General features: G+C 39.1%; 16 protein-coding genes. 12 read left to right on the forward strand and 4 right to left on the reverse strand.

Annotated elements, in window-relative coordinates:
* From ACMA47_RS24300 to ACMA47_RS24310, 3 genes are all read right to left on the reverse strand, one after another.
* On the reverse strand, positions 1–471 hold the full coding sequence (locus ACMA47_RS24300) for a hypothetical protein (protein WP_413931869.1): 471 nt from the start codon (positions 469–471) through the stop codon (positions 1–3).
* 567 nt (positions 472–1,038) lie between these two features.
* Entirely contained in the window at positions 1,039–1,524 is a 486-nt protein-coding gene (locus ACMA47_RS24305) for a hypothetical protein (protein WP_413931870.1), read from the reverse strand.
* A 57-nt stretch (positions 1,525–1,581) separates the two neighbouring features.
* Positions 1,582–3,786: a CHAT domain-containing protein gene (locus ACMA47_RS24310; protein ID WP_413931871.1), complete on the reverse strand. Its 2,205-nt coding sequence runs from the start codon at positions 3,784–3,786 to the stop codon at positions 1,582–1,584.
* Between the two features lie 762 nt (positions 3,787–4,548).
* On the opposite strand from ACMA47_RS24310, the gene ACMA47_RS24315 reads away from it, so the two are divergent.
* From ACMA47_RS24315 to ACMA47_RS24370, 12 genes are read left to right on the forward strand one after another with little or no spacing between them, the layout of a single operon-like run.
* Entirely contained in the window at positions 4,549–4,944 is a 396-nt protein-coding gene (locus ACMA47_RS24315; protein ID WP_413931872.1) for a single-stranded DNA-binding protein, read from the forward strand.
* Between the two features lie 51 nt (positions 4,945–4,995).
* The gene (locus tag ACMA47_RS24320; RefSeq protein ID WP_413931873.1) at positions 4,996–6,069 is read left to right on the forward strand and encodes a DUF932 domain-containing protein; all 1,074 of its coding nucleotides are present in this window, start codon (positions 4,996–4,998) and stop codon (positions 6,067–6,069) included.
* A 59-nt stretch (positions 6,070–6,128) separates the two neighbouring features.
* Positions 6,129–6,551 (forward strand): hypothetical protein, encoded by a 423-nt coding sequence (locus ACMA47_RS24325; protein ID WP_413931874.1) that lies wholly within the window; start codon positions 6,129–6,131, stop codon positions 6,549–6,551.
* A 6-nt stretch (positions 6,552–6,557) separates the two neighbouring features.
* On the forward strand, positions 6,558–6,962 hold the full coding sequence (locus tag ACMA47_RS24330; protein ID WP_413931875.1) for a hypothetical protein: 405 nt from the start codon (positions 6,558–6,560) through the stop codon (positions 6,960–6,962).
* A 2-nt stretch (positions 6,963–6,964) separates the two neighbouring features.
* Entirely contained in the window at positions 6,965–7,411 is a 447-nt protein-coding gene (locus tag ACMA47_RS24335) for a hypothetical protein (RefSeq protein ID WP_413931876.1), read from the forward strand.
* A gap of 4 nt (positions 7,412–7,415) precedes the next feature.
* Positions 7,416–7,772 (forward strand): penicillin-binding protein, encoded by a 357-nt coding sequence (locus ACMA47_RS24340; RefSeq protein WP_413931877.1) that lies wholly within the window; start codon positions 7,416–7,418, stop codon positions 7,770–7,772.
* 42 nt (positions 7,773–7,814) lie between these two features.
* Positions 7,815–8,183, forward strand: coding sequence for a hypothetical protein (locus ACMA47_RS24345; RefSeq protein ID WP_413931878.1), 369 nt, complete (start codon positions 7,815–7,817; stop codon positions 8,181–8,183).
* Entirely contained in the window at positions 8,170–8,742 is a 573-nt protein-coding gene (locus tag ACMA47_RS24350) for a PRTRC system protein E (protein ID WP_413931879.1), read from the forward strand. Before ACMA47_RS24345 ends, ACMA47_RS24350 begins: the two co-directional genes overlap by 14 nt.
* Before the next feature lie 11 nt (positions 8,743–8,753).
* On the forward strand, positions 8,754–8,972 hold the full coding sequence (locus ACMA47_RS24355; protein WP_002981373.1) for a PRTRC system protein C: 219 nt from the start codon (positions 8,754–8,756) through the stop codon (positions 8,970–8,972).
* Positions 8,973–8,988: 16 nt separating this feature from the next.
* Positions 8,989–10,149, forward strand: coding sequence for a hypothetical protein (locus ACMA47_RS24360; RefSeq protein WP_413931880.1), 1,161 nt, complete (start codon positions 8,989–8,991; stop codon positions 10,147–10,149).
* Between the two features lie 12 nt (positions 10,150–10,161).
* Positions 10,162–10,869, forward strand: a complete 708-nt coding sequence (locus ACMA47_RS24365; RefSeq protein WP_240582258.1) for a prokaryotic E2 ligase family D protein — start codon at positions 10,162–10,164, stop codon at positions 10,867–10,869.
* Entirely contained in the window at positions 10,866–11,678 is an 813-nt protein-coding gene (locus ACMA47_RS24370; RefSeq protein WP_413931881.1) for a PRTRC system ThiF family protein, read from the forward strand. The genes ACMA47_RS24365 and ACMA47_RS24370 overlap by 4 nt, the downstream gene beginning before the upstream one ends.
* 239 nt (positions 11,679–11,917) lie before the next feature.
* Here ACMA47_RS24370 and ACMA47_RS24375 read toward each other — a convergent pair whose 3' ends face one another.
* Positions 11,918–12,811 (reverse strand): hypothetical protein, encoded by an 894-nt coding sequence (locus tag ACMA47_RS24375; protein WP_240582260.1) that lies wholly within the window; start codon positions 12,809–12,811, stop codon positions 11,918–11,920.
* Positions 12,812–12,846 lie beyond the last annotated feature (35 nt).

Consider the following 12,846-nt stretch of genomic DNA (forward strand, 5'->3'; position numbering starts at 1 on the left):
TTATCTTTTAGTAATGTTTCGGCTGAATATTCTTCCGTCCTTTAAAGTAAAGCGCAAAACATATACACCCCAGTCATAGCCGGTCATATTAATTTTGAGTTGCCTGTTTAGCGAGGGAATATTCTGTTGTTGAAATTTCCAATGAACTGTGCTATGTTGATACAGGGAGACTGATTCAATTAAACCGTCAACCTTTTCAGACCAGTCAATACTTAAAAAATCTTTTACTGGCACAGGATAAATGCGTATCTGCTTCCAGAATTCCTTTTCATCCAAAATTGCTGTTTGAGTTAGAGAAGCTGTTTTGGCTTCTGTCTCGCTAGAGTCGGGGGATGACTGCTTAGCATTTAGGTCTGGACCGCGGTAACGCTGGTTACCAGCCTCATCATACTTAAAGTAAACTTCGGATGTCTGAGAAAATCCGAAAAACCCTATCGATAATGATAATAAGGGTAAAAATTTTCTTTTCATAGATTCAAAATATTATTAGTTAGTAGTGTAATTTATATAGACGCCCGGGAGGGCGCGTTCCTATTTTTGTGGAACTGACATAAAGGGGCCTGGTATGCGTGTGATAAATCTTTAAAATCTCACTTTACAAAGTCTAAAAGTGAATTTTAAGGGAAATTTAATTTTAATAAATCCCTTGATAAACAGTAAATATGACGGAAAATATGACGGAAAATTCAGTGATAAAAGGCTATATCGCCACCTTGCTACATTTTGGAAATTTTGCATTTTGGTTATTAGGTTTTGTGGCGGAAAGGTATAAAATATCAAAAGTCAACAAATAAGTGATTCCACTATTTATTTATGGGGTTTTTACGGATTGTATAGTATGAGAAAATTACACATTGAACTGTTTGTAATTCTCTTCGAATATGTAAAAGTTTCCGACTTTACTTAATATTTCTTTGAATAGGATAACCCTATTCAAAACCGTAATTATTTTTGAACTGCCTTAAGAAATTCAGTCAGATAACCTATAATGTGGGTGCCTTTTAAGAATTTGGTTCTAGGCTGAAACCCTGCAAATATTTACAGCTTAAAGAAGCGCATAACCTTCTCTAACAGAGATGCCTTTTGTTTAATTAAAATTTGAACATGACTAGCCTGCTTTTGGAGTTTTAAATAATTTTCAAAACTAAAACCGATATCCGCCTTATAAAATTCTTCAGTGCAATTCAGATAAAAATCATTTTCCAGCTCATCAATAGCTTTTTGTTCATTATCAATTATATCTGACCACTTATAAATTTTTTCCAGAAGGTCCCTCCTTAGTAAATTTTCCAACGGATCACCCAGATCCTGGTCCTCCAGAACTGTTACGCAGGAATCAATAACTGCCGTGTTCAGCATGAACTCAAATTCCTTGTTTTGTTCAAACTCATCAAAGAAAAATGCGAAATGTCCCTCGCCCACATACTTTTTTTCCACTGGATGCATTTTTAAATATTTATATAATAACCCAGCTTCAACGTTGCTGATGCTGACATTAATACTGATATTATAAAATACTTCCATGATAATTATTTTATCACAATTTACTTCTTTTTATAAAACTTATTATGTGCGGAAATATTACTGCTCAACAGCTTCGTTAATCTGTACATGCTTATCATGCCAAAGCTTAAATTTAATGAGATCTGCTCGGCCTAGGGTTGTATATGATAGCCATTCATGATTTAAATTTTCAAAAGCTACATCAGCTTCAGGAATAATTCCCTGCAAATATTCACTCAGTTCATCCAGTGCAGATTCGCGCGTATCAAAAACCATCAGCCTTAAAAGTATATCAGCAACTTTATCATCAGCTATTTCCTTATCAAGATTATATTTTGCCCTGGTTTTCCTTACTGTTTCAAAAATAAGTGTGCTTCGCAGGGTATGGGATATAAAAGCCAGCCAATTGGAAAAAATCACCTTATTTTCCTGTTGTTTGAGGTTGCTTAAAATTCGTAAAATAAGTACTGCAGCGTCATGCATCATAATTGGCATAAAGGTAGCTGTAACAGCAAATGCGCCAGCCTGCATAAAAGCATCTGATAAGAATTTCACGTAGCCATAATTTGGCATTGTACTGCAGGCAGAAATAAATACCAAAGGAGCGCTAATACCCCGCGCGATAATCTCTTCTCCCGTTAGCCTTACGTTGTTTTTGTCATCGACTATAAGGAAGCTTGACAGATCTTTATCATCAAAATCACCGTGGCAATCAAATATTAAAAAATGAGGTTTTAATGTCTTCACCGCATTTTCGATTTCATCAACGGTTTTGCAGAAAACGCTTTTAAACCCTAGGTCCTTTTGCATAGCTGCAATTCGGCCAAAGTAGTGGTGCATATCCTCATCTTCTTCACTGGCACAATGAATAATTAATGTATGTTCCAAAATATCTGATCCTATCGCAAATGTCAATCGCTGGTTGTGTACATAGTTATTGACAAGGCTACTAAAATTAAATTCCGGTATCCGACAAACATCATGGGTCAGGCAAATGGGATATCTATCCAAACGTAACCACTCCATTGGTAGATCGGATATAAAAACAATCTGTCCATTTCTTTCTTCCAAATATTGTTTTAATTCTGGAACGACCATCTTTTTCCGCATCAATTCCCCTATTGTTTCAATTTTTTTTATGGCATGTTTTCTGGTTGTAAAAGCATTTTCAAAATGCGATAGATCCATATTGAGCGATTTTCCCACAATAGGCATTCTGAAAATTGGTGAATACGTTAGCTGCCCGTGAAGGTAACCTGCGTAATCGAGCATATTTAATCTATTTGTCAGAAAACTGAACGCCTGCCCGATCAGCTCATGTCCCAAGATCTTTTGCGTTTCTTCCTCAACTTCAAATGTATAATCAAGATTCTGTTCGGTCTGTGAAACCTTAAATAAAGCCTTTTGCCTCCTGGTTTCAAATGGTTTTGCTCGAAACTTTTTGAATCGCGGAAAATGAAATGGTGCAATAATAACAATCGGCGGGTAAAGGGGTTCTATAAGTGCCGCAGGTTCCAAGATACGCACAACTTGAGACAATCCATCAATAACAGCCGCCTGTCCCAACTGAATGGTCGCCCTCTTTTTATTGAACATTGGCATCTCTTCCTTTTTAGGCCATTGATGTTTCTTTGCCCAATCGTTTGCTAAGATCTGATTAAGAAGAAAATAATTGGAATGGCTGTACATGGTCGGATGGAAAGGATTCAGCTCATCGGCCTTTGGGTTGGTCTGAAAATTAAAACTGTCGATTTGAAAACTGTAATCTTTCTGCAGTACGATATTAATCTGTTCTAAATCCCTTTCGATAAGCTTTATTAGACCATGCGCATCCGCAAAGAAATTATTTTCATCATAAAAGGCAGCATTTTCTTCTCCTGGATCATTGATCATCATATAATAACCAAAGGTCATATCACTAACAAGCTGCGCAATCTCCTTATGGTTGGGGATATTGCTATCGATTAAAAATACCTTCACCGGATCTATATTAAAAAATCCTGAATACTCATTGAAAAAAGTACTGTTCACTACCCGTTCAGCAGTAAACAATCCCGGTTCAAGCAGGTATAAATTTATTCCCTGATTACGCCCTGTCTGAAAACACCAGTTATAGAATCCTGCTGGATCTGCTAATTGCAAAAGATCTTTAGGAAATTCCCTTAAAATTTTCAGTGCAACGCTAAGGAAATCATTGTACTCATTTGCACCTCCTCCACTGAAAACTGTGTACTGTATCTGTGTAGGGGCAACAATTGAATTGGCAGTATTATAAAACATCATAATTAAAGTTTGGCATGTTAATATATTAAATATTACGGCAAGTAAAAAATTGCACAAAAGACGTCCGGATTATTCAGTATACTTAAAATCATGCATACCATAATGAAGTTATCAGCAAAGTTTTAAAATAAACTATAAATCGATACAACTAAAATTGGGCGTGCCCTTCACTCATTTTCAAAAATGACCGGAGGACCGCGCTATCCGCTATATCTTTTGCCCAGGCAAAAGGATGTCGCTTCTATCACTCACGCAAGATTATGTTTCTTTTATATCCCTATTTTTTTAATAGTTCTATTCTTTCCAATTCAAAAGCAAAGCACATTTACTCAGCCGCTTCACCACTCCGTAAAAGAGCTTTTTGCTCCCCTCGCATAGCAAATCGCAAGCTGCCTACACCATACCTCCACAATCATCTCGCAATTCCCTATGAAATAACAATGCCTTTAACCCCATAAATCTTTTAAAGAGTTAAGATTGGGGGAATCAGTTTTATCAAAAGAACAGTCGAAAAAGATATTCAAAAGTACATCGGGCAGCCAACCCTCAGCCCGCAAAAGACTACGGCATAAACACATGCCGTCGCACTCACCCATCCTTTATTCCGTTTCCTTTTGCCTTACCGTAATTCCCCTATGTACGGATTGACTTTCTTTTTTTTCCTGTTTTTTCTTTTGAAAAAATGATTTGGGGCCGAGCCTCAGCAGGACTGGAAAGGGAGCAAACGTAACAAGATTGTACAACAACTTAAAAACAAAAGTTATGAACATTTCAGGAAGGCTGACACAAGATGCAACCGTCAGCAAAACAACATCAGGTAAGGAAGTGGTAAACTTCAGGGTAGCGGTAAATGACGGCTACAAAAACAAACAGGGGGAATGGGTGGGCAACACCGCATTTATTGAATGTGCCTACTGGCGAAGTGTAAAGCCTGTCTCATGGCTCAAACAGGGGCTATATGTCGAACTGACGGGACAGATCAGCGCAAGGGCGTGGAATGGTAAGGACGGCAACCCGAAAGCGGGGCTGAACTTCACAACCTCCAATATAAAACCCGCTTGGGGAACAGCATCGGAAAAAGATTCCGTACAAGCTAGTAAAAAAGAGGAACCTGCCAACACTGCAAAAGAGGACGAGAAAGACGACCTCCCATTCTAGGTAGGACAGTACAAAACCCAAAACATTAAACCCATTTAAAAAATAGAAATCATGGCACATAATTTAAATTTCAACAATAGAACAGGTAGATATTCATTTTTCAGTGTAAAAGAAAAGGCTTGGCACGGTCTGGGGCAGATCGTACAGGATTACCCGACAAGTGCCGAAGCAATCAGGCACGCAGGATTGGACTACGAAGTAGAAAAAAGCCTTTTGTTCACCAAAGGATCAGGAATCGTACAGATTTCGGACGGTATCGTCATTCAGGACACTGAAATCGAAGTACCTAACTATTTTGCCAATATCCGCACAGATAACAATACCGTTCTCGGCGTTGTGGGTAGAGATTACCACATTGTGCAAAATAAAGACGCCTTTACGTTTTTTGATTCTATCGTAGGTGGTGGAAGCGGTATTCTGTACGAGACTGCAGGGGCACTCGGACAGGGCGAACGCATATTCATTACCGCCAAACTTCCAAATTATATCCGTATAGGCCAATCGGATGATGTGATTGAAAAATACATCTTCCTGACCACAAGCCATGACGGAAGCGGAAGCATTACAGCAGCCTTTACACCTATCAGAATCGTTTGCCAAAACACCCTGAACGCATCACTCCGCAATATGAGCAACGTGGTACGCATAAAACATACCGCAGGGGCAAAACAACGTCTGAGTGATGCACATAAAGTCATGGGACTGGCAAACACCATGACCACGCAGATGGACGGCATTTTTAACCATTGGGCAACCATCAAAATCAAGGACAGCGAAGTTAAAAAACTGATACAGCTTGCTTTATGCCCCAATACAGAAGCCTATAACCTACTTAAAAAAGGAGCTGAGGACGAACTATCGACCATGTTCAAAAATACCGTTGATGATGCCTTTGCATACGCTATGATGAACGATACACAGCAACTGGAAACAACGAAAGGCACACTGTTCGGGGCTTACAATGCCGTAACAGGCTACTTTCAGAATGTACGGAACTACAAGGACAATGAATCGAAGTTACAGAGCATCGTTCTCGGAGGTACTGCACAACTGAAATCACAGAAAGCATTCGACCTATGCACATCTTTCGAGAAAATCGGAACAGACATTTTCCAACTGAATTAAGCACAGCCAAAAGGTGGCAGGCTTGTATAGAACTGCCACCTTTTTAAAATCAAAATATCATGAAATCATTACAAGAAATGAACAATACCGAAAGGGCATTTGCCGTTGCAAGGCTCTTTCCCGATCAGCTCGGAACGTTGACCGACTTTATTAAAACCGAAATAGCGCACTTACGTGAGAAAGAGCAGGATATTAGAAAAGCATGGCCACCAAACTGCATTGTAACTGCCGATTATTGGTATAGCCTTGTGCAGAATGCTGAACAGACAATAGAAAAATTCGGTGTACTGCTATACCGCAATCCGAGGATTTTTGCCGACCATTTTTTCTATCAGGATAACAGCGTTTTCGGGATTCACTGTATGATAAGATTTGCAGGTTCCCAAGTGACACCCACAATGCTGAGACTGGCAATAGAACTCTATTTCGGTGACGACAAGGTAGTAACCATTGATTTTAGAAAGAACGAAACCTCAAATTAAAACTATATGAAAACCTTACATCACATGAACAACCTTGACAGAGCCTATCTGCTCGCAAGACTGTTTCCCGAAGAACTCAAACCACTGACCGAATTTATCAAGAAGGAAGCGGAACTGTGGCACAACCATAGAACCGAGATTGAAGAAAATTGGACTGAAAAAGATATTGATGTCAGTATATGGTTTGACTACATCGCCAATTTTGAGCGCAGATACCTTAAAAACGGTACAAGGCTGTACAGAAATAAGAAGACGTTCAGAGATCAATTGTTTGACGGCTACGATGCCCTTTTCTCCATGCACGCAACCATAAATTATACCGAGCAGAAAGAATGTAGCCTAGAATTTAAATATGCCATTTATATGCTGTTCGGTAACAGAAAAATCGTAGACATAAACTTAAATCCTTAGTCATGAAAAAATCAGATAAAATGACTGATGTCATGCTCATCAAGGCATTTAGCGAAGAAGGTAGAAACAACTATGAAGTTGCCATTATCCCCCTTTGGGGGGACTGGCTAAAAAAGTCGCTTGAAACAACAGACCTGCTCGAAATCCTAAATGTAGAATACTATTCGGGTTATATCACACGAAAAGAACACGGTATTTCCTTCCTGCTGTGCAGGACAGCAAAAGTACCATTCTACGAGCAGTGGCTCGGTGAAAAAGAACTGGCTTTTTTAGATGCCAAAGCGGAGGAAATCGAGCAATTATGCAGGCACTTTGACTGCATTAAAAGCGATTCGCTGATAGTTCATCCCTCTGGAATGGCAAATTATGAAGCATTTGAAGATATCAAATTCAGAACAGTCGATTTTGACATCACATTGATACAGGAAATTTTAACCGCTAAAAATTAAAAAAATGACTCGTTCAAACTTACATATCACCTTATCCAACGGACAGCAGATTATCTGTGTTGCCGATAGTACGAGCGCACCCGAACAGGGCAATATCGTGGAGGAAGTATTCACCCCGCTTCTAAATTTCAATAACCACAGCGAGGAAATGGACTTTCTCAAAAAGCACTGTACAATGGATGAAAGAAGAGTCAATGCCATGTATAGATATTACATAAATCTTATAACAAAAGACATCAGAATGTACGAGGAAAATTACAACTATCGTGCTGACCGATTTTATAAGGGTGAAGATCTGACCGAGCGTTATACAAGCTACGCAGAAACCCTAAATAACCAAGATAGTGAAGAACCAAATTGAAACAGAACTAAAATTAAGTAACAAACTCATAAATATTTAAAAATGGATATACTGGCAAAATATAAGTTCGCAGACTGGCTCTATAACAGGTTTGTAGAGAACTATAAAAATCAGAATGTAGTGGAAGCGTTCATTTTCTTAGATATTCTTTCACGATACCAAATGTTCGCAATGGAAGTCCGTAAACTTTCAGATCAGCGAAGACACATCAAGGAACTATACAGGGACATTACCAAGGCTCTGAAAAATGGAACCGCAAATAAACTTTTTCTCACAGGAGAGGAAGGTACAGCGGAATTTAAAAGGGAAATGAAAGCCTACGAAGACTACCTACGGGAACAGGGCTTTTCAGAATCATATATCACTGAGTGCGTAAGCGACAAAGCAATGAACTACTATGGAAACAGCTAATTTTTTCAGACAGATTGCACAGATGGACATCAACAGCAAATTGACGCTATCTATTACAAAAGCAACAGAAAACAGGATACTCGTATCTATCTTGATCGAGAATGATGGTTGCGCAGATAAGGCAAAAAATGTCATTCCTCCTTTTAATCTGAAAGGAAGTCCCGAAGAACTGGATTTTGGATTCTTTGAACATATCAAAAAACCCGTTCAGATGGCAGACGGACTGATTTCTAATATGCAAAATTTTCTAAAGGGACTGGAAACGGCTCAGGCTAACTCTGCGATGGAAAAACAGAAATCAGATAAGGAAAAAGCTAAGGGCAGAAAGTATAGCGAAGCACTACTGAAAGCTGATGCCCTTTCCAAAGTTGGGAAGTACAAGGATGCATGGACGGCACTACCGAAAGTCGGTGATTATCCCGAGCATAAAGAAGACATCCGAAAGAAACAGGATGAGTACGAAAAGCAATTTGTTCCCGATCTCTGGTCAGCTTCCGAGCAGAAAGCAGAGCAGGTAAATGAGCAGGAAAAGATCGACCAAGAAGAATATAACCCCTAAAATGCAATATTATGTTAGTAGCAACAACACTTCAGCGAGTTTTTATCCTCAAAGAAAAAGAACATGAAATCAGGCTCGATGATCCCGAGCCAAAATGGAATCTTCAGGCGGTACTGAATTTTTATTCAAACAACTACCCTGCCCTGACAACAGCAAAAATTTCACGTCCTACAATTGTGGACGACATTGTGGAATACCGCTTTGAGACAGTTATCGGAACTAAAGGTTAATTAAAATTCAAAACCCATGAATCATGCAAAAGAAATATCCGCAAACGGTAAAACTGCCCACAGCAGTAAGCCAGTCACAACTTCACCGCCAGTTGTGCGGGTTCGGGAACTGGATGAAACGTCCGAAGGATGCAGGAGAAATTCGCAAGGACAGACGGCAGTCCGCTCCGCACACGATGTTACCAATGCCTTTTTAGGAATGCAATTCCATGCAAGATTGCAGGAACCTGAAATTGGCGAAAATTACGACAGTTCAAAATTGGAGAGGGAGTTTTTTAAATCTCTCTCCAATATCTCAAAAAAACTGAATGTAACTAAACTGGACTGTGCAGGTCTGCCCTACCCGTACAATATTTCGGAATCACTGGAACACCTGAAAACACAGCTTAAACTTAGCACCGAGGACTGGCGGGAAATTAGATTGGTCAATGATGGAAAGTGTACATTTTTTGCCAAAGAGGACAGATACAACACAGGTTGTACGCTATATTATATCCCTGTGATTCCACTTTACACAATCCTGCACAATAGAAAAACCGTAAAAGCAAGTAAACTTTTGGTCTGTGTTTACGCATATATCTATCAGGTACTCGCTGTTCCCTATTACAGAAATGACGATTGCTACCTGAACTCCATGTACGATATGCTCGAAAACTCCTATTTGGACGATGAGGAGGAAGATTCAAATACAGATGAATATTTAACTGAGTTCAAGGATGCAGAATTGATAGGAGATCATATAAAAGAACTAATCACAGAACCTACGAATCTACAGTCTTTTAAAAAGCTATTACAAAGATTTAAACCAAAAATTGAATTTGAAAAAGATGTTCATTCGATAGCCAGTTCATTTTATGAACTCTTTACCACCTATCCAAATGTCCGCATTGATCGGAAATATTTTCCATTACGGTACAGGGAAATGACCGAAGAATCCGAACGCCCTGTCACCCTTGACAACTACGTTTCATTCTGCGCTTCAATCGAAGGAAGCCTTTTTCACACGCTTTGCGATTTTGTAAATGGCGACCTGCAGGAATTTTCGGAGATAGACGAACCGACACGGTTTATTCCCTTTGATAACAGAAAAATAGAAAATAATGATTTCGATTTTGAAACAAAGGTATTTGACAATATTGACAGGCTCATTCAGCTATGGCAGGAACATAACTTTTAAAAAATAGAACTCATGGAAGATATAACCAACAGCTTCGCAAATTATTTTGACCCTACCTGCGCATTGGTGTTTTATCAGTGTAAGACAGGCTTTAATGAAACGTATGTCGAATATTTTGACATGGAAAATGGTATACCCATCAATCCGCATCCCCTATCTGTGAACGAGGGCAAAAGACTTGCGACAGCTTTACAGGTGGATGAAGAAAATCTTAACCTTTTAAAATCCAGTGGCATCCTTAACAGCAACCTGCTATCTTTCGATGCTAAATCCGCTACCATTGTCTGGTACACAAAAGCACAGTTTCGGGATCTGCACTTTAGTAGCCATCTTGGAATAAAGTCGGGAAAAGCACATACTCCTCCAATGGTATGGGTTGCAGACAGGGAAACGCTGAAAGTTTTTGCACTTTCAACATCGAGAAAGCCCACAATCAATACACCGCTTTACAACGCACCATATTTTAACGTCTATGCGGATGGCTCCGTATGCATGGGGACTGTGGATATTTCAACTGCTGAAACTGGTTCCATTGACCAGCTGATGAAATTATGGGAAAACTACTTTTTCAATAGCTACTTTTCACACCTTATGTCTGACCATAATCCTGTTAAGGGAAACTGTGTGATGCTGTGGGAAAATCTGATTGATAACGGTAAACTATTCCCTACTGAAATGCTTGTAAAAACATCGCAAAAACTTAAAGACATTTTATTATGAGAACGCCAAAGAAAAATATCCACTTCTTGGACAATTATCTGTTAAGTCCAACAAACCCCATCCGTGTAAATGTTATCGGTGCAGGCGGAACAGGCTCCAAGTTTATGACCGCACTCATGGAAATCAATCATAGCTTAATGGAACTTGACCACCCAGGATTGGACGTACACCTGTGGGACGATGATATTATTACAGCTTCCAATATAGGACGGCAACGGTTTGCTGAATCGGAACGGAATCTTTATAAATCGCAAGCTATCATCAATAGGCTTAATAGGTGGGCTGGAACAAACTGGAAAGCGGAAACAAGAAAATTCGAGCGTAATGCCGATGGACAAATACCCGACTATTCAAGCGCATCAATTTACGTATCCTGTACAGATACGGTTGCATCAAGAACTGAAATAAACAAGATATTGCAGAAGTTAGCCAAAGATTATGGTTACCACAGGGACAAAGCAAAGTATTGGCTAGACCTCGGAAACACCAAATTTTCAGGACAGGGCATACTTTCAACTATCGGAAACATAGATCAGCCGACCTCAAAGAAGTTCAAAACATTTGAAAACCTACCATCTATTATTGAGGAGTATGGTACAGCTATGCAAACCTCGGAAGAGCAAGATGATACCCCGAGCTGTTCACTGGCGGAATCACTTGAAAAACAGGATCTTTTCATCAATAGTACCATTGCGCACTTGGGGGCATCGCTTTTATGGAACCTGCTAAAGGACGGTATGACAGAAAACCGTGGATTTTTTCTCAATCTGAAAAATTTTAAATCACAACCCATTACCGTCGGCAGTTGAAAAAACTGCCGGCGGCCAAAAGCCTTCGGCTTTTGGCGCGAAAATCGGCTGCAACGGCTGTAACCTTCTACGCTATCCCCGCTTCGACAGCCGTTGCGGGTTATTTGTGGGATACATAGTATCCCAGTTAGCTTCGCAGATATGTTTTTTATCGTTTTATATTCTTTATAAGTTAAATAATTCAGAAATCGAATTTTATAATTAAACAGAGAAATTATGTCATATCATTTTTCGTGAAATCAATCCCCGTCTAATAAAGAAAAGTTCCTTCCTGGTCTTTTCCGGTCACGCTCAAATTCCTCCCACTCTTCAAGTGTATATTTTTTCCCTTCGAAGATCTTGTGTACATTTCCTTCATAGCTATCAAAATCTGTGTGGACCTCATAAGTAATTTCCTCCAAAAGATCCTGCTCACCTTTAACAGTTAAACTGAAACTTATCTGTTTAACTACGTCAGCAACGGTATCTTTAATAACAATTATTTTGGAATCTATGGAAAAGTCTCTGGATACATGGTAATCCTTCACTTTACTCCTAAACCCCTGATCAAGAAGTAGGTTATCAAGAAACTGTTCGTTTAACGTAACCCAGCCTTCGAGCAATATTTCCCTTTCATCCGCTTTTTTGCAGACAAATACAGTATCCAAGGGTATATCCAGTGGCATTGACAAATATTGCAGCCCCCTGTAATTTTCGCCCTCAGTATAAGTGCCATTGGAATCTATAAAGAAAGGTAAATAGACACCATTTGAAAAGGTATCATGTTCCATCCCTAATGGTGAATTGAAATATAATTTTTCAATGACCATCAATAGAACTCTGTTTGATGGATTACGATGTTTATCCCTAAAACGGTTCCACTTGGGTTTAAAATTCTTTTTATTGATAATTGCAGCAATCCCTAAATCGCGGGAATACTTCCATTCGACAGGACTGAACAATAAAGGATCGTTCGTGTTGCTGCTTTTATAACTAAGATTGGTAAAGGTAAAATTCGATTCTGCTTTATCACCATCCACTTTTTCTAATGTGAATGTACCGGAGGATTCTATATTGAATAACGATTTACCTTTATAAGAACTCTTTTTGTGAAATGAAAATCTATATTCCACTGCGTTCAATAGATCGGACATGATTTAACGGCGGATGATGGCCATCCTATAATTTA

The sequence above is a fragment of the Chryseobacterium sp. T20 genome, from assembly GCF_047345655.1.
Taxonomy (GTDB): domain Bacteria; phylum Bacteroidota; class Bacteroidia; order Flavobacteriales; family Weeksellaceae; genus Chryseobacterium.

Excerpts from the sequence above, each read along its gene's own strand:
- ACMA47_RS24300 (WP_413931869.1), bottom strand. The coding sequence starts at position 471 with ATGAAAAGAAAATTTTTACCCTTATTATCATTATCGATAGGGTTTTTC.
- ACMA47_RS24305 (WP_413931870.1), bottom strand. The coding sequence starts at position 1,524 with ATGGAAGTATTTTATAATATCAGTATTAATGTCAGCATCAGCAACGTT.
- ACMA47_RS24310 (WP_413931871.1), bottom strand. The coding sequence starts at position 3,786 with ATGATGTTTTATAATACTGCCAATTCAATTGTTGCCCCTACACAGATA.
- ACMA47_RS24315 (WP_413931872.1), top strand. The coding sequence starts at position 4,549 with ATGAACATTTCAGGAAGGCTGACACAAGATGCAACCGTCAGCAAAACA.
- ACMA47_RS24320 (WP_413931873.1), top strand. The coding sequence starts at position 4,996 with ATGGCACATAATTTAAATTTCAACAATAGAACAGGTAGATATTCATTT.
- ACMA47_RS24325 (WP_413931874.1), top strand. The coding sequence starts at position 6,129 with ATGAAATCATTACAAGAAATGAACAATACCGAAAGGGCATTTGCCGTT.
- ACMA47_RS24330 (WP_413931875.1), top strand. The coding sequence starts at position 6,558 with ATGAAAACCTTACATCACATGAACAACCTTGACAGAGCCTATCTGCTC.
- ACMA47_RS24335 (WP_413931876.1), top strand. The coding sequence starts at position 6,965 with ATGAAAAAATCAGATAAAATGACTGATGTCATGCTCATCAAGGCATTT.
- ACMA47_RS24340 (WP_413931877.1), top strand. The coding sequence starts at position 7,416 with ATGACTCGTTCAAACTTACATATCACCTTATCCAACGGACAGCAGATT.
- ACMA47_RS24345 (WP_413931878.1), top strand. The coding sequence starts at position 7,815 with ATGGATATACTGGCAAAATATAAGTTCGCAGACTGGCTCTATAACAGG.
- ACMA47_RS24350 (WP_413931879.1), top strand. The coding sequence starts at position 8,170 with ATGGAAACAGCTAATTTTTTCAGACAGATTGCACAGATGGACATCAAC.
- ACMA47_RS24355 (WP_002981373.1), top strand. The coding sequence starts at position 8,754 with ATGTTAGTAGCAACAACACTTCAGCGAGTTTTTATCCTCAAAGAAAAA.
- ACMA47_RS24360 (WP_413931880.1), top strand. The coding sequence starts at position 8,989 with ATGAATCATGCAAAAGAAATATCCGCAAACGGTAAAACTGCCCACAGC.
- ACMA47_RS24365 (WP_240582258.1), top strand. The coding sequence starts at position 10,162 with ATGGAAGATATAACCAACAGCTTCGCAAATTATTTTGACCCTACCTGC.
- ACMA47_RS24370 (WP_413931881.1), top strand. The coding sequence starts at position 10,866 with ATGAGAACGCCAAAGAAAAATATCCACTTCTTGGACAATTATCTGTTA.
- ACMA47_RS24375 (WP_240582260.1), bottom strand. The coding sequence starts at position 12,811 with ATGTCCGATCTATTGAACGCAGTGGAATATAGATTTTCATTTCACAAA.